The 14,739-nt window shown below is 73.8% G+C and carries 15 protein-coding genes and 1 pseudogene; 8 read left to right on the plus strand and 8 right to left on the minus strand.

The features are described 5' to 3' along the window. Positions 1-64: 64 nt before the first annotated feature. From ACGF5G_RS10985 to ACGF5G_RS10995, 3 genes are all read right to left on the minus strand, one after another. Entirely contained in the window at positions 65-430 is a 366-nt protein-coding gene (locus tag ACGF5G_RS10985) for a WhiB family transcriptional regulator (protein ID WP_350682265.1), read from the minus strand. 131 nt (positions 431-561) lie between these two features. Beyond that, positions 562-819, minus strand: coding sequence for a hypothetical protein (locus tag ACGF5G_RS10990; protein WP_393261293.1), 258 nt, complete (start codon positions 817-819; stop codon positions 562-564). Positions 820-945: 126 nt separating this feature from the next. Next, positions 946-3,105 (minus strand): ATP-dependent DNA helicase UvrD2, encoded by a 2,160-nt coding sequence (locus ACGF5G_RS10995; RefSeq protein ID WP_393261296.1) that lies wholly within the window; start codon positions 3,103-3,105, stop codon positions 946-948. A gap of 92 nt (positions 3,106-3,197) precedes the next feature. Between ACGF5G_RS10995 and ACGF5G_RS11000 the strand changes: the two genes are divergently transcribed. Continuing rightward, positions 3,198-3,440: a mycoredoxin gene (locus ACGF5G_RS11000; RefSeq protein ID WP_393261298.1), complete on the plus strand. Its 243-nt coding sequence runs from the start codon at positions 3,198-3,200 to the stop codon at positions 3,438-3,440. Positions 3,441-3,724: 284 nt separating this feature from the next. Here ACGF5G_RS11000 and ACGF5G_RS11005 read toward each other — a convergent pair. Next, positions 3,725-4,939, minus strand: a pseudogene (locus tag ACGF5G_RS11005) (MFS transporter); the annotation flags it as partial. A 227-nt stretch (positions 4,940-5,166) separates the two neighbouring features. Here ACGF5G_RS11005 and ACGF5G_RS11010 point away from each other — a divergent pair. The 3 genes from ACGF5G_RS11010 to ACGF5G_RS11020 all read left to right on the plus strand — a co-directional run bounded on the left by ACGF5G_RS11010 (position 5,167) and on the right by ACGF5G_RS11020 (position 6,943). Continuing rightward, positions 5,167-6,147, plus strand: a complete 981-nt coding sequence (locus ACGF5G_RS11010) for a helix-turn-helix domain-containing protein (protein ID WP_393261301.1) — start codon at positions 5,167-5,169, stop codon at positions 6,145-6,147. A gap of 72 nt (positions 6,148-6,219) precedes the next feature. Beyond that, positions 6,220-6,456 (plus strand): DUF397 domain-containing protein, encoded by a 237-nt coding sequence (locus tag ACGF5G_RS11015; protein WP_350682274.1) that lies wholly within the window; start codon positions 6,220-6,222, stop codon positions 6,454-6,456. 214 nt (positions 6,457-6,670) lie between these two features. Further along, on the plus strand, positions 6,671-6,943 hold the full coding sequence (locus tag ACGF5G_RS11020; protein WP_350704157.1) for a hypothetical protein: 273 nt from the start codon (positions 6,671-6,673) through the stop codon (positions 6,941-6,943). 165 nt (positions 6,944-7,108) lie between these two features. Here the strand turns inward: ACGF5G_RS11020 and nudC are convergent, their stop codons facing one another. The 3 genes from nudC to ACGF5G_RS11035 all read right to left on the minus strand — a co-directional run bounded on the left by nudC (position 7,109) and on the right by ACGF5G_RS11035 (position 10,933). Then, positions 7,109-8,047, minus strand: coding sequence for an NAD(+) diphosphatase (gene nudC, locus ACGF5G_RS11025; RefSeq protein WP_393261304.1), 939 nt, complete (start codon positions 8,045-8,047; stop codon positions 7,109-7,111). Beyond that, positions 8,044-9,387 (minus strand): M16 family metallopeptidase, encoded by a 1,344-nt coding sequence (locus ACGF5G_RS11030; protein ID WP_393261307.1) that lies wholly within the window; start codon positions 9,385-9,387, stop codon positions 8,044-8,046. Before ACGF5G_RS11030 ends, nudC begins: the two co-directional genes overlap by 4 nt. Positions 9,388-9,622: 235 nt before the next feature. Beyond that, entirely contained in the window at positions 9,623-10,933 is a 1,311-nt protein-coding gene (locus tag ACGF5G_RS11035) for a pitrilysin family protein (protein WP_350703848.1), read from the minus strand. A 263-nt stretch (positions 10,934-11,196) separates the two neighbouring features. Here ACGF5G_RS11035 and ACGF5G_RS11040 point away from each other — a divergent pair, with 263 nt between their 5' ends. From ACGF5G_RS11040 to ACGF5G_RS11055, 4 genes are read left to right on the plus strand one after another with little or no spacing between them, the layout of a single operon-like run. Continuing rightward, positions 11,197-12,261 (plus strand): ABC transporter substrate-binding protein, encoded by a 1,065-nt coding sequence (locus ACGF5G_RS11040; protein WP_393261310.1) that lies wholly within the window; start codon positions 11,197-11,199, stop codon positions 12,259-12,261. Then, positions 12,258-13,037 carry an ABC transporter ATP-binding protein gene (locus ACGF5G_RS11045; protein ID WP_393261313.1) on the plus strand — a complete coding sequence of 260 codons (780 nt, stop codon included), beginning with the start codon at positions 12,258-12,260 and terminating at the stop codon, positions 13,035-13,037. The genes ACGF5G_RS11040 and ACGF5G_RS11045 overlap by 4 nt, the downstream gene beginning before the upstream one ends. Beyond that, on the plus strand, positions 13,027-13,911 hold the full coding sequence (locus tag ACGF5G_RS11050) for an ABC transporter permease (protein ID WP_393261316.1): 885 nt from the start codon (positions 13,027-13,029) through the stop codon (positions 13,909-13,911). The genes ACGF5G_RS11045 and ACGF5G_RS11050 overlap by 11 nt, the downstream gene beginning before the upstream one ends. A 1-nt stretch (position 13,912) precedes the next feature. Beyond that, entirely contained in the window at positions 13,913-14,362 is a 450-nt protein-coding gene (locus tag ACGF5G_RS11055) for an RrF2 family transcriptional regulator (RefSeq protein ID WP_393261318.1), read from the plus strand. Between the two features lie 144 nt (positions 14,363-14,506). Here ACGF5G_RS11055 and ACGF5G_RS11060 read toward each other — a convergent pair whose 3' ends face one another. Further along, positions 14,507-14,695: a hypothetical protein gene (locus ACGF5G_RS11060; RefSeq protein ID WP_357455658.1), complete on the minus strand. Its 189-nt coding sequence runs from the start codon at positions 14,693-14,695 to the stop codon at positions 14,507-14,509. Between the last annotated feature and the right edge of the window lie 44 nt (positions 14,696-14,739).

Raw genomic sequence — 14,739 nt, forward strand, 5'->3', positions numbered from 1 at the left:
CATGGTGGTCAGCTCTCTCGTCGCCGGCGCGAGACCGGCGTGGGTGGGACGGATCGGGTTCATGTCAGGCCGCCAGCCGGACCGCGTTACGCGACTCGGACAGCCCACTGGCCGCCAGCCGCGCCTCGGCCTCGACCCGGAGCGCCGCGTCGCGGGCGAGGTCCTCCTTGCGCGGGCGACCACGGGGCCGCTTGCGCGGGACGACCGCGCCACGCTCGAAGATCTCGCCGCCCCAGACGCCCCAGGGCTCGGCCCGCTCCACCGCGCCGGCCAGGCACTCGACGCGCAGCGGGCAGTCCCCGCAGAGCGACTTGGCCAGCTCGAGCTCGGCGGGCGAGTCGGAGAACCACAGGTCGGGGTCGAACTTCCGGCAGGGCAGGTTCGCCTCCACCTCGACGCTAACGTCGAGCGGGGCCAACGCCAGACTCATCGCCCGGTCACCTCTCTCTCGTTTTCGATCTCGTGGATCGCACTTCCGACGTACTTGGCGGGCAAAAAACTGAGGCCGCGGATCCCGGTAGCGGGTTCCGCGGCCTCGAGGTGAGCCGGTCGTCTGATGGATCAGACTGGTCTACCTCGAGGTGGAACTCCGCGGACGTCCATGCGCTTGTTGGCGACATCGACGCCCTTGCCCGTGAAGCCACTGGTCCCCTGGATTCCGGTCGGCGCGGGGGCGAGGATCAGCTCGGCCTGAGCCTCGACCTGGTGCACCTGCGGAACCGACGGTCGCGGAGCGGCGAGGGCCACCCGGACAGCCGACAGCGGAACGACGGCAGCGGGCAGCGCCGCCGGACGCTCGCTGGTGTAGAAGATCTCCATTGGTGCCACCTCCCTGACGTTCTCTCGTGCCGACACGGTCTCGACCCCTCGTGAGCAGCCCGAATGGCGCCGCTCGCGAGGTGTGCCATGAGGCTATTCCTCGCCCGGGGGCGAGGGCAAACGAATTTACGACGAGATTTCGAAGTTTTTCTCCGGGCAGACGTCGTCGACCGCCGCGCCCGCCACCAGCGCCAGCACCGCCTCCCCGTAGAGGCCGAGCTTGCGCGGCCCGATGCCGGCGATCGCGATCAGTTCCTCCGCCCGGGCGGGACGCCGCTCGGCCAGCGCGACCAGTGTGGCGTCGGTGAAGACCACATAGGCCGGAACCCGCTGCCCGCCGGCCACCCGCTGGCGCCACTCGCGCAGCCGTTCGTGCAGCTCGTCGTCGATGTCGGAGGGGCAGGTGGGGCAGCGGCCGAGCTTGCGGTCCGGCCCGGCGAGCAGGGTGGCGCCGCAGATCCGGCAGGACACGATCTGGGTCCGTCGCCGCTCCGGCCGCCGCCCCGGGCCGGCGCCGGCCCGCTCCGCGCCGCCCGAGCGGTCCAGCTGCGGCAGGAACCGCGACGGCCGCCGGGCCCGCCCGCCCGGCGAACGGGCCGAGGCGTACGACAGCCACAGCCACTCCCGCGCCCGCGTGATGCCGACGTAGAGCAGCCGGCGCTCCTCCTCGACCTGCTCGACGGTCTTGGCGTACGTGGTGGGCAGGGTGCCCTCGGAGAGGCCGACCAGGAAGACCGCGTCCCACTCCAGCCCCTTCGCCGAGTGCAGCGACGCCAGGGTCACCCCGTCGACGGTCGGCACGTGCTGGGCGGCGGCCCGCCGGGCCAGCTCGTCGTTGAAGTCGGCCAGGCTGACCGGGCGCTCGACGGAGGCGGCCGGCCCGATCGGCAGCACCTCCGGGGTGGCCGCGTACTCCTCGGCGAGCTGGACCAGCGCGGCGAGCGCCTCCCACCGCTCGCGGGCGGCGCCACCGGCCGGGGCGGCGTCGGGGGCCCAGCCGACCGCCGCGAGCGCCTCGACCACGGCGGCCGGCAGCGGGGTCTCCCCCGGGATCGCGCGGGTGGCGGCCCGCAGCGCGACCATCGCCTGCCGCACCTCGGCCCGCTCGAAGAACCGCTCCGCCCCCTGCACCACGTACGGCACCCGCGCCTCGGTCAGCGCCTTCTCGTACGCCTCGGACTGCGCGTTGGTCCGGAACAGCACGGCGATCTCCTTGGCCGGGGTGCCGGCGTCGACCAGCGCGCGGCAGCGGGCGGCGACCGCGTTGGCCTCGGCCGGCTCGTCGGTGAAGATCCGCAGCTCCGGTTCGGGGCCGGGCGGGCGCTGGCCGACCAACTCCAGCCGCAGCCGCGCCTCGGCGCCCCGCGCCTGCGAGATCACCGCGTTGGCCAGCCCGACGACCTGCGGGGTGGAGCGGTAGTCGCGGACCAGCCGGACCACCGTCGCCCCGCGGTACCGGCGCGGGAAGTCGACCAGGTAGGACGACGTGGCCCCGGTGAACGAGTAGATCGTCTGGCTGGCGTCGCCGACCACGGTCAGGTCGTCCCGGCCGCCCAGCCACGCCTCCAGCAGCCGCTGCTGGAGCGGGTTGACGTCCTGGTACTCGTCGACCACGAAGTGCCGGTACTGGGCGCGGACCTGCTCGGCGACGTCCCGGTGCTCCTCGATCCCCCAGACCGCGGCACGCAGCATGTCCTCGAAGTCGATCACGCCGTTGGACCGCTTGAGGCGCTCGTACGCGGCGAAGACGTCGGCGACCTTCGCCGGCTCGTGCGGGGTGTCCCGCAGCGCCTTGGCCGCCGCAACGACGTACTCCGCCGGCTCCACCAGCGACGACTTGGCCCACTCGATCTCACCGGCCAGGTCCCGGGCCGCCGCCCGGTCGGCGCGCAGGCCGGCCTTGGCCGCGGCGAGGGTGACCAGCCGGACCTTGCTGTCCAGCAGCTCGGGCATGGCCCGCCCCTCCAGCAGCCGGGGCGCGAAGTAGCGCACCTGGCGCAGCGCCGCCGCGTGGAAGGTCCGCGCCTGCACCCCCGGCACGCCGAGCACGGCGAGCCGGCTCCGCATCTCGGCGGCGGCCCGGGCGGTGAAGGTCACCGCCAGCACGTGCCGGGCCGAGATCTCCCCGGACAACGCCCGGTGGGCGATCCGGGAGGTGACGGCCCGGGTCTTGCCGGTGCCGGCGCCGGCCAGGATGCAGACGGGGCCGGCGGGGGCGGTCACCGCCGACCGCTGCTCCGGATCCAGACCGGCGAGCACGCGTTCGGACGCTGAGTGAACCACCACAGCGAGGAATTGTCTCAGCTCCGCCGGGCGTTGCAGCGGTTAGCCTGGGCTTGATCGGCAAGCCGCCGGGCGGACCGTTGGAGGATCTGACCATGCTGACGCTGTATTCCACCCCCTGGTGCGGCTACTGCCACCGGCTGAAGTCGCAGCTCGACCGGGAGGGCATCGGGTACGAGGTGGTCGACATCGAGCAGGACCCGAAGGCCGCGGATTTCGTGATGAGCGTGAACGGCGGCAACCAGACCGTCCCGACGCTGCGCTTCGCCGACGGCAGCGCCCTGACCAACCCCTCGATCACGCAGGTCAAGCAGCACCTGGCCGGCCTGTCCGCCTGACCTGGCGCACCACCCGCCGACGAGCGGCCGGCCCGGACGGGTCGGCCGCTCGTCGCGTCCGGCCGCCCGGCGGCCCGGGCGGCCGGGTGCGGGGCCGACCCCGCCGGGAGCCGTCACCGGCCCCGACGCGGGCGACTCGTGCCGACGGCCTCCTGCCCTGCGGGGACGAGCCGGTCGGCCGGGGCGAGCCCCTCGGCGGGGCCGGGCCGGTCGGCCGGGGTGAGCCCCTCGGCGGGGCCGGGCCGGTCGGCCGGGGTGAGCCCCTCGGCGGGGCCGGGCCGGTCGACCGGGCGGCGCGGGGCGGGGATCCGGGCCACCGGCGGGGGGCTGAGGGTGCGGCCGTGCCAGAGGTAGCCGCCGGCGAGCAGGGTGGCCAGGCCGATCAGGGCGAAGAGCAGGCGGTAGTCCAGCGCCCCGACGAGCAGCGCCCCGGCGCCGATGGAGAACGCCTGCGGGCCGCTCACCACGGCCTCCGAGGCCGCGGCGACCCGGCCGAGCAGCCCGGGCGGGGTGCGTCGCTGGATGAGGGTGTGCAGGCCGACCATGGTCAGCGGCAACGACACCCCGGCCAGCAGCACCGCGACGAAGCCGAGCCAGAGGTTCGGGTACGTCAGCGCCAGCGAGGCCGGCCCGAAGAACGCCACCCCGGCGGCCAGCGTGCCCACCTCGCCCGCCCGGCGCACCACCGCCGGGGAGAGCAGCCCGCCGACCAGCCCGCCGATCCCCTGCACGGTGACCAGCACGCCGACGAACGCGGCGTCCCGGCCGAGACCCCGGTCGACGTACGCGAAGATCAGCGACTCGCTGAAACCCATCGCCAGCGAGCCCAGCCCGTAGCCGAACAGCGCCCGGCGCAGCGCCGGCTCCCGGGCCAGGTGCCGCAGCCCGGCGCCCACCTCCGCGAGCCAGCGCGAGCCGGATCCGGCGGGCGGTGACTCCGTCGTCCGCAGCGCCCCGACCACGGCTGCCGCGGACAGGAACCCGACCATCCCGATGGCCGCCAGCATCCACCCGCCGACGGCGGCGTAGAGGCCGGCGCCGGCCAGCGGGCCGATCAGCCGCAGCCCCTGGCGTACGGTCTGGAGCACGCCGTTGGCCTCGGCCAGCAGGTCCAGCGGAACGAGCTGCCGGATCAGGCCGCTGAGCGCGGCGCTGAGTGTGATGTACGACAGGCCGTACAGGGCCGCCACCGCGTAGATGATCCACACGTCGGCCCGGTCGCGGACGGCGAACAGCGGGGTGAGCAGCACCGCCGTCACCAGGTTCGCCGCCACGAAGAACGGGCGGCGCGGGTAGCGGTCGACGAACCACCCGACCAGCGGGGCCAGTGTCATCGGCGCGATGACCGCGAAGATGGTGGCTCCGGCCAGCCCGTCCGACCCTGTCAGGTCCTTCACCCAGATGGCGAGGGCGAGCAGCAGGATCGACTCGGCGGCCATGCTGGCGAGCAGGCCGGCGAAGAGCAGGCGGAAATCCGGGCGGCGCAGGACGGTGCGCATGGGGTCCCTCCGGCGGGGGTGGTGCGCGCCTCGGCGCGGTCGGGAGTCCCACGGTCGGGTCGGGACGGCGTCGTACCGGCCGCCACGCCCTTCCACGGTCCTCTTTTCTGCGAGACACGCCCCCGCCGGGACCTCCGGCGGGGGTTGCGCCGTCCATACTGACCGTGGGGGGCGAATTTCATACAGTTACCGTCACGTCTGCGGCGGTTCACGGAAAAGAGGACGTCGTGCCTCCTGCCTCACCCAGCCCGATCCTGCGCCGCCGCAGGTTGGGCACCGAACTGCGCCGGTTGCGCGAGGCCAGCGGTCTCACCGGGGACCAGGTCATCGAGCGGATCGGCTGGGCCTCCGCGTCCAAGTTGTCCCGCCTGGAGAACGGCCGCAGCCGTCCGGATCCCGACGACGTCCGCGTCCTGCTCGACCTCTACGGCGCCGAGCGAGCGCTGCGCGAGGAACTCCTCGGCATCACCCAGGAGGCCGGCGACATACGCGGTTGGCTGAAGAACTACCCGGTGATGACCCAGCAGCAGCGCAGCTTCGCCGAGCTGGAGGCGGGCTGCGCGGAGATCTCCGAGTACAACCCGGTCCTGGTCCCGGGCCTGCTCCAGACGCCGGGCTACGCGTCGGTGCGGATCGCCTCGGCCCGCCAGGTCGACGAGGAGGCGGGCGACCCGGAGGCCGGGGAGGACGTCGACACCGAGGTGCGGGCCCGGCTGGCCCGCCAGTCGCTGCTGACCCGCACGTCCGACGCGCCCCGCTACACGGCGGTGCTGGAGGAGGCGGCGCTCGGCGTCCGGACCGCGCCGCCCGAGGTGCTGCGCGAGCAGTTGGGGCAGCTCTGCGAGCTGGCGATGCTGCCGAACATCACGCTGCACGTGCTGCCCCGCGACACCCAGATCGACAACTGGTACCTCCCGCCGACGGCGTTCTCCGTCTACCGGTTCGCGGACCCCCTCGATCCGGAGACGCTGGCCATCGAAGGGGGGTTCACCGACGTCATGTCGACCGAGGTAAACGCGCTAAATCGCTATAAAGTGGTGTTCGAGTGGTTATGCACGGCGGCACTCTCCGCATCGGACACCCTCTCCTGGCTGATCGAGGCGACGGGACGGCTGCCCGGCACGGCGACCGCGTCCACGGTGGCGTACGGGTCGGCAACGGCGCCGACCCAGCGCCGCCGGCACTCAGGGCGCCTGACGGAACGGTGATCACGGGGGACCACCGTCGGGTCGTGCGACGCCACTCGTTCCATCGGTGCAGTTCACCTCAGGAGTGAGACCATGAACGAGATCCGCAACACGCCGTCCGTCCGCGCGCGGCTCGCCGACGCCCCGTGGCGCAAGAGCACGCGCAGCCAGACCTCGAACTGCGTCGAGGTCGCGCCACTGGGGACGGGGCCGGCCGCGGTGGCCCTGCGGGACAGCAAGGACCAGGGCGGCCCGGTGCTGCTGTTCAACCGGGCGGGCTGGCTGGGCTTCATCGCCGGCGCCAAGAACGGACAGTTCGATCTGAACTGATCCGTCGACCGCCGCGGGGCCGCCGGCACGACGCCGGCGGCCCCGCCGCTTCTCCGGCCCGCATCCGCGTTGACCAGGCATCCGCTGATCGGACGAGGCTCCGCACCGATCGTCGGGTTTCACTTGCTGAGACGTGTGCGGGGCGTAGCATGGCGGCAGAGTGACGTGGAACTTCCACCCGTTCCCCGCCGTCGCGGTTCATCCGGAGACCCACATGCGTTTCCTGATCGTTCGCACCGACATCCGCGCCGCCGCCGACGTGGACATCGTCGCCGCCTGGGCGTGCGGTGGCCGCCTGCGGGACGAGACCACCACGCCCGAACCACGCCGACAGATCGTGCACGCCGAGGACCGGGACGCCGCGCTGCTGCTGGCCCGGGCCCTGTCCACGGTGGGCGCGGTCCGCTCCGGGAAACAGCGGGTCAAGGTGCTCCCGCTCGACGAGCCGGCCCTCGGCTGGCGAACCCGAAGCGACCGGGGCAGCTGACCCGGCCCGAGACGTCCGTCGTGGCCGACCGGCTCCCCCGCCGCGCTCCTTGCCCAGCCGACCACGACGGCCCGTGTTCCCGGCCCGTGACCGTCGCGGCAACGGCGGCCACGGGCCGGGACCGCACGTTCGCGCGGTCACCGGCCCGGCCTCGAAGGTGCCGGTTCAGCAGTGGCCGTCGAGCCAGCGGTGGATCAGGAACAGTGCGATGGACGACCGCGGCGGCAGGACCAGCCGGGCGCCGCCCACCTCCACCGGCCGCCCCGCCAGGGCCGCCCCGATCTCGGCACGGGTGAACCACCGGGCGTACGCGATCTCCGCCGGGTCGAGCCGCACCGGGTGCTCCGGGTCGGCCGTGGCGAGGAAGCCCAGCATCAGCGAGCCGGGAAACGGCCACGCCTGGCTGCCCGCGTACGCGATGTCCTCGACCGGGACGCCGACCTCCTCGCGGACCTCACGCAGCACGGCGGCCTCAGCCGACTCCCCCGGCTCGACGTAGCCCGCGAGGCAGGAGAAACGGCGCTCGCCGGGGGTCTGCGGCCAGGTGGCGTTGTTGCCGAGCAGACACCGCCCGCCCGGCCCCGGCACGCCGTCGTGCACCAGCACGATCATCGCCGGGTCGGTACGCGGCCAGATCCGCTCCCCCGCCCGGTCGACGCGAGACCAGCCGGCCTCGTCCACCTCCGTCGGATGCCCGGTGGCCGACGAGTAACGGTGCCGCAGGTGCCAGTTGACCAGCGCCAGCGCGGTGGTGAACAGCCCGGCGTCCCGGTCGACCAGCAGGTGACCGACCTCGCGCAGGTGCGCCGGCCGGGCCCCGGGCACCGCCGGCAGCGGGGCGTCCACGGCGAAGACCGGCACGCCGTCGGACTCGACGCCGAGGAACATCGGGGACGCCGCCGGCGGCAGGTCGGCCGCGTCCAGCAGCACCAACGCCGGCGGCGACGTATCGGTGCGCACGAGCGCCCGGCCCTCGTCGCCGGAGTCGAGCACCAGCACCCGCGCCCTGGCCCACGCCTGCGCCAGCCATCCCGGGTCCGTGCGCCGGTGCGCCGCCCGGTCCAGGGTGGAGCGGGCCAGCGGCGGCGTGGGCTCCCCGCTCACGGCCGCGCCGGCTCGGTGACGACCGGCGTCAGCGCGGCGAGCTGCGGTGCGATCCGCTCGGCGTCGCCGAGCACCACGGTCACCGCACGGGCCGGGGCGAGGTAGCGGGCCGCCGCCTCCGCCACGTCGGCCACGGTGGCCTTCGCCAGCCGGGCGGCGTGCTCGGCCAGGAACTCCAGCCGCAGCCCGTTGCCGGCGTACGCGCTGGTCAACGAGGCCAGCCCGGCCTGGGTGGACATGCCGAGCTGGAGGGTGCCGAGCGCGTACTGGCGGGCCTGTTCCAGCTCGTCCTCCCGGGGCGGGAGGCTGGCCAGCCGGCCCAGCTCGTACGTCGTCTCCAGCAGCGCCGGCCCGGTGACCTCGGTGGCCACCTCGGCGGCGGCGACCAGCACCGACCCGGCCACCGAGTGCTCGACGAGCGAGTGGGGGCCGTAGGTGTAGCCCTTGTCCTCGCGGATGTTCTCCACCCAGCGGGAGGAGAAGTAGCCGCCGAAGAGCAGGTTGGCCAGTTGCAGCGCGGCGTGGTCGGGATGGGTGCGGGGCACCGCCGGCAGCGCGATGCGCAGTGAGGACTGCACCGACCCCGGCCGGTCGACCAGCAGCAGCGGCCCGGGCTCCAGCGGCGGGGCGGGCGGCAGGTCGGCGGTGTGCCCGGCGCCGTTCCACCCCGACAGGGCCTTCTCGGCGGCGTCCAGCGCCCGCTCCGGCTGCACGTCGCCGACCAGCACCAGCACCGCGTCGGCGGGATGCACCCGCTGGGCGTGCAGGGTGCGCAACACCCCCGGCCGGACCGCGCGGACCGACTCCGGGTCCGGGGTCTGCACCGCGTACGGGTGGCTGCCGTAGACCCGCTTGAGCAGGGCGGTGCGGGCCAGGTGCGAGGGCTGGCTCTGCGCCACCTGGATCCGGTCGACCAGCCGGTCCCGCTCGGTCGCCACGTCCTCGTTCGGGTAGGTCGCGCCGGTGAGCACGTCGGCGAGGATCTCCAGCATCCGGTCCAGCCCGGTGACCAGGCCGGCGCCGGAGAGCATCAGCCGGTCCGGGTCGATCCCGGCGGACAGCCCGCCGCCGACCTTCTGCAGCTCGGCGGCGATCTGCACGCTGGACATGCCCTCGGTGCCGGAGAGCAGGGTCTGGGCGAGCATCGCGCCCCGGGCGAGGTGGCTGCGGCCGAAGGGCATCCAGAGCCGCAGCTCGACCAGGGGCACCGCCGGCCGGCGTACGGCGATCACGGTCAGCCCGTTGCCCAGCGTGCGCTCGGCCTGCTTCGGCAGCTTGAGCCTGCGGTTCGGGCCGAGCGGCGGCAGCTCCCGCGGCCCGGCCGGTGCGGTTACCGTCATCGGCTCTCCTCCGTTCGCGACTGCGGGGCTCGCAAACCCGGCTCACTCCTCGCGCTCACCGAACCCGCCTTCGTTCGCGACTGCGGGGCTCGCAAACCCGGCTCACTCCTCGCGCTCACCGAACCCGCCTTCGTTCGCGACTGCGGGGCTCGCAAACCCGGCTCACTCCTCGCGCTCACCGGACCCGCCTTCGTTCGCGACTGCGGGGCTCGCAAACCCGGCTCACTCCTCGCGCTCACCGGGCACCTCCGGCGATGACCTCGATGGACGCACGGCGCTCGGGCCGCAGGGTGGCCGCGGCGGCCCGGACCTGCTCGTCGGTGACCTCGCCCACGAGCCGGGGCAGGTCGTTGAGCAGCCCCGGCTCGCCGCGCTGCTGCTCCAGGACGGCCATCCGCAGCGCCCGGCCGAGCACCGCGTCGGTGTCGCGCAGCAGGTGGGTCGCCATCCGGGCCTGGGTGCGGGCCAGTTCGCCCTCCGTCAGACCGTCGGTGGCCAGCCGGTCCAGCTCCTCGTCGATGGTGCGCAGCACCTTGTCCACGTCCCCGCCGGGTGGCAGGTGCGCCTGGAGCAGCAGCGCCGTCGGGTCCCGCACGTCGAACGGGTCGCCCATGAAGCCGAGGTAACCGCCGAGGCTGGTCACCGCCCGGTCCCGCTGCACCAGCCGCTCCACCAGCCGGGAGGCGTCGCCGTCGGTGAGCACCTCGGCCAGCACGACGTACGGCAGGTAGCCGGCGAAGTCGGTGACCGGGTCGGGCACCCGCCAGGCGCCGGCCACCGCCGGCAGCGGGGCCAGCCTGTCGGTGTACGAGGTGCGCCGCTCCGCGGTCAGGTCGGGCTCGGCGAAGTCGGGCCGCTCCGGCGCGGGCCGGGCCGGCACGTCGCCGAAGTGCCGCTCGACCAGCGCCGTCGCCTCGGCGACGTCGATGTCGCCGCTGACGGCCAGCACCGCGTTGCCGCTGGCGTAGTAGCGGCGGAAGAAGTCGGCGGCGTCGGCGACGGTGGCCGACTCCAGGTCGACGAAGGAGCCGTAGCCGTCGTGCGCGTTCGGGAAGGTGTCGAACATGACCGGCGGCAGGGTCAGCCAGGGGAAGCCCCCGTACGGCCGGTTGAGCACGTTGACCCGGATCTCCTCCTTGACCACGTCGACCTGGTTGCGCAGGTTCTCCTCGGTCAGCCGCGGGCCGCGCATCCGGTCGGCCTCCAGGAACAGCGCCCGCTCCAGGGCGTTGCTCGGCAGCGTCTCGAAGTAGTCGGTGTAGTCGAGGTGGGTCGAGCCGTTGAAGGTGCCGCCCGCCCCCTGCACGTGCCGGAAGTGGGCCAGCTTCTCCAGGTTCTCCGAGCCCTGGAACATCAGGTGCTCGAAGAGGTGGGCGAAGCCGGTGCGCCCCTCCGGTTCCGAGCGGATGCCGACGTCGTAGACCACCGCCACCCCGATCACCGGGGCGCTGCGGTCGGGGGTCAGGACCACCCGCAGGCCGTTGTCGAGGGTGAACCGCTCGACCGGGTACTTCGTCGCTGGAATTCTCGATCTCCGCGCCGCCACGGGATCGACCCTAGCGCGTCGACACCCGCGCCATCGCCGACCTTCGGCCAGCCGCCGCGGCCGGCGTACCAACCGGCGCGCCCGCCGGTCTCGGCGGCCGGCGGCGACGCCGGTCCCGGACGCCGCGAAACCCACCCAATAGGTAGAGATTGCCGTCTTTGATGAGACGCCAGTCCCGTCATGCGGTTGACCCTTGACGCCAGCTCACCGCCTGACCCATTCTTCCTACCAACTAAGTAGGAATACTGCGGATTGGATGGACGATGAGACGGCTCCCCTTGCGTCGGCTGGTCTCCCTGGCCACCCTCGCCGTCGTCGGCACGGCGACCCTGGGCACCGCCGCCGCCTGCGGCGACGACAGCAAGAGCGCGGGTGGCGGCTCCGGCCCGGTGACCCTGCGGCTCGGCTACTTCCCCAACATCACCCACGCGCCGGCGGTGGTCGGCGTGGAGAAGGGCATCTTCGCCGAGAAGCTCGGCACCGGCGTCACGCTGGAGACGAAGACCTTCAACGCCGGCCCCGCCGCGATCGAGGCGATCTTCTCCGGCGCGCTCGACGCCACGTACATCGGCCCGAACCCCACCGTGAACGCCTTCTCGAAGTCCAAGGGCGAGGCGGTCCGGGTCGTCTCCGGCGCGGCCTCCGGCGGCGTCGCGCTCGTGGTGAAACCCGAGATCACGTCGGTCGAGCAGCTGCGGGGCAAGAAGATCGCCACCCCGCAGCTGGGCAACACGCAGGACGTGGCGATCCGCCACTGGCTCAAGGAGAAGGGCCTCACGACGACCAAGGAGGGCGGCGGCGACGTCAAGATCATCCCGCAGGAGAACGCCCAGACGGTGGAGACGTTCGGCAGCGGGGCGATCGACGGCGCCTGGGTGCCCGAGCCGTTCGTCTCCCGGCTGGTCAACGCGGGCGGCAAGGTGCTCGTCGACGAGCGCGACCTCTGGCCGGACGGCAAGTTCGTGATCACCAACCTGATCGTCAGCACCAAGTTCCTCAAGGCCCACCCCGACGTGGTGAAGAAGCTGGTCGAGGGGCAGGTGGCGGCGAACGAGTTCGTCAACGGCAAGCCCGACGAGGCGCAGCAGGCCATCTCCGACCACATCGGCAAGATCAGCGGCAAGCCGCTGGACCTCAAGCTGATCAAGCAGGCCTGGCCGACGCTGGAGTTCACCAACGACCCCATCGCCTCCTCGCTGAAGACCGGGCTCGACCACGCCGTCGCGGTCGGGCTGACCCAGCCGGTCAGCCTCGACGGGCTCTACGACCTGACGTACCTCAACGAGGTGCTCAAGGGCCAGGGCAAGGCCGAGGTCGTCCAACCATGACGTCGACGACGACGGCGCCCCGCAGCGCGACCGGCTCGGTCGCGCTGCACGGCGTCACCAAGGTGTACGGGCGCGGGGCGAACGCCGTCCTCGCCCTGGACGGGGTCTCCCTCGACGTCGCGCCCGGCGAGTTCGTCTGCCTGGTCGGGGCCTCCGGCTGCGGCAAGAGCACGCTGCTCAACCTCGTGGCCGGCCTGGACCGGCCCAGCGGCGGGCGGATCGCCCTCGGCGAGGGGGTCGAGCCGGGGCTGATGTTCCAGGAGCCGGCCCTCTTCCCCTGGCTGACCGTCGAGGGCAACGTCGAGGTGCCGCTCAAGCTGCGCGGGCTGCCCCGGGCCGCGCGCCGGGAACGGGTCGCCGAGCTGCTGGGCACGGTGCACCTGGCCGACTTCGGCCGCAAGCGTCCCCACGAGCTCTCCGGCGGCATGCGCCAGCGGGTGGCGCTGGCCCGCACCCTCGCCCTGGACACGCCGGTGCTGCTGATGGACGAGCCGTTCGGCGCGCTGGACGCGATGACCCGCGACATCCTGCACGACGAGCTGGAACGGATCTGGACCGAGCGGCGGCTCACCGTGCTCTTCGTGACGCACAACGTCCGGGAGGCGGCCCGGCTCGCCGACCGGATCATCCTGCTCTCCAGCCGGCCCGGCCGGATCATCTGGTCCACCGCGGTCGACGTGCCCCGGCCGCGACGCATCGACTCCCCCGAGGTCGCCGCGGTCGCCGCCGAGGTCACCGACCGCCTGCGTACGGAGGTGGGCCGCCATGGCCGGTGACACCCTCGCCGCCGTCCCGCGTACCGACGCGGAGATCTCGGGGCTGGACGCCCTGGAGCTGGCCGGCCGGGAGCAGAGCCGGCCGCGGGCCGCCCGGCTCTGGGCCGCGACCTGGCCGAAGCTGGCCGCGCTCAGCATCGCCGTCGGCGCCTGGCAGGTCGTGGTCTGGACCGGCTGGAAGCCCGAGTACGCGTTGCCCGGCCCGGCCGCCGTGGGGCAGGAGCTGCTCCGGCAGGTCAGCGGCGTCCAGCTCTGGGACGGACTCGCCACCACGCTGCGCCGGGCGGCGGTCGGCTACCTCTTCTCGGTCGCCGTGGGCCTGCTGGTCGGCCTCGCGGTGGCCCGGTCGCGGATCCTGCGGGCGGCGATCGGCTCGATGATCACGGCACTGCAGACCATGCCCTCGATCGCCTGGTTCCCGCTGGCGATCCTGCTCTTCGAGCTGAGCGAGAAGGCGATCTTCTTCGTGGTGGTGCTCGGCGCCGCCCCGTCCATCGCCAACGGCGTGATCGCCGGCGTGGACTACGTGCCGCCGCTGCTGCTGCGCGCCGGCCGCAACCTCGGCGCCCGGGGACTGAACCTGTACCGGTACGTCATCGCGCCCGCCGCGCTGCCGGCCATCGTGGCCGGCCTCAAGCAGGGCTGGGCGTTCTCGTGGCGCAGCCTGATGGCCGGCGAGCTGATCGTGGTCGGCATCTCGCAGACCTCGCTGGGCGCTCAGCTGACCTACTCCCGGGAGCTGTCGGACTCGCCCTGGCTGATCTCCACCATGATCGTGATCCTGGTCCTGGGTCTGGTGGTCGACGCCGCGTTCGGGGCGGCCGACAAGGCGATCCGGCGCCGCTGGGGCGTACTGGACCAGGCCGGTCAGTGACGTGTACGTCTCCGCGCGCAGCGACTACGCACTCCAGGCCATGCTCGCCGTCGCCGCCGCCGACCCGGTCGGCGGCGGCGGGCTGGTCAAGGCCGCGGCCCTGGCCGGCCGCCAGGACATCCCGCTGAGCTTCCTCCAGGGCATCCTGGTCGACCTGCGCCGGGCAGGCCTGCTGCACAGCCACCGCGGCACGGACGGCGGGTACACCCTCGCCCGCCCCGCGGCCGAGATCAGCGTCGGCGACGTGCTCCGCGCGGTCGGCGGATCGCTGACGACGGTCCGCGGGCTGCCGGCCGAACAGGCCGGCTACCGGGGCGCGGCGACCGGCCTCCGGGACGTCTGGCTGGCCGTGCACGGCGCGGTCGCCCTGGTGGTCGACCGGACCACCCTCGCCGACCTGCTGGGCACGGAGCACCCGGCGGTCGACACGCGGCAGGCCCCCACCCGCTGACCGTCGCCCCCGGCGGCGGCCCCGCCGCAGCGCTCGGACGGTGGTGGCTCAGCCGGCGACGGCGGCGGCCCAGAGCGACGGCAATGACGCAGGGCGACGGCGCGGCCCAGGGCGACGGCGGTGGCTCACCGCGATGGCCGTGACTCAGCCGGCGATGGTGGTCGGCCCCCCGGTCGGGCTGTGCAGCTCGACCGGAGCGGCCGGCGCGGCCCCGTCCGGGGTGGCGTGCCACGGCGTGAAGACCGCGACCATGGCGAGCAGCAGCCCGGCGAGCGCGACCGCGAGCACCAGCAGCAGTTCACGCACCGCGCCCGTGCCGACGTCGCCCGCCATGATCACCCCTCCCGCGCCGGGCGGTCCCGCCCGGGTCGTTCCCC

This window comes from Micromonospora sp. NPDC047730, assembly GCF_043204765.1.
GTDB lineage: Bacteria > Actinomycetota > Actinomycetes > Mycobacteriales > Micromonosporaceae > Micromonospora.

Bases quoted from the DNA above. Each gene is read 5' to 3' on its own strand.
- ACGF5G_RS10985 (WP_350682265.1), bottom strand. From the start codon at position 430: ATGAGTCTGGCGTTGGCCCCGCTCGACGTTAGCGTCGAGGTGGAGGCG.
- ACGF5G_RS10990 (WP_393261293.1), bottom strand. From the start codon at position 819: ATGGAGATCTTCTACACCAGCGAGCGTCCGGCGGCGCTGCCCGCTGCC.
- ACGF5G_RS11000 (WP_393261298.1), top strand. From the start codon at position 3,198: ATGCTGACGCTGTATTCCACCCCCTGGTGCGGCTACTGCCACCGGCTG.
- ACGF5G_RS11015 (WP_350682274.1), top strand. From the start codon at position 6,220: ATGAACGAGATCCGCAACACGCCGTCCGTCCGCGCGCGGCTCGCCGAC.
- ACGF5G_RS11020 (WP_350704157.1), top strand. From the start codon at position 6,671: ATGCGTTTCCTGATCGTTCGCACCGACATCCGCGCCGCCGCCGACGTG.
- ACGF5G_RS11030 (WP_393261307.1), bottom strand. From the start codon at position 9,387: ATGACGGTAACCGCACCGGCCGGGCCGCGGGAGCTGCCGCCGCTCGGC.
- ACGF5G_RS11040 (WP_393261310.1), top strand. From the start codon at position 11,197: ATGAGACGGCTCCCCTTGCGTCGGCTGGTCTCCCTGGCCACCCTCGCC.
- ACGF5G_RS11045 (WP_393261313.1), top strand. From the start codon at position 12,258: ATGACGTCGACGACGACGGCGCCCCGCAGCGCGACCGGCTCGGTCGCG.
- ACGF5G_RS11050 (WP_393261316.1), top strand. From the start codon at position 13,027: ATGGCCGGTGACACCCTCGCCGCCGTCCCGCGTACCGACGCGGAGATC.
- ACGF5G_RS11060 (WP_357455658.1), bottom strand. From the start codon at position 14,695: ATGGCGGGCGACGTCGGCACGGGCGCGGTGCGTGAACTGCTGCTGGTG.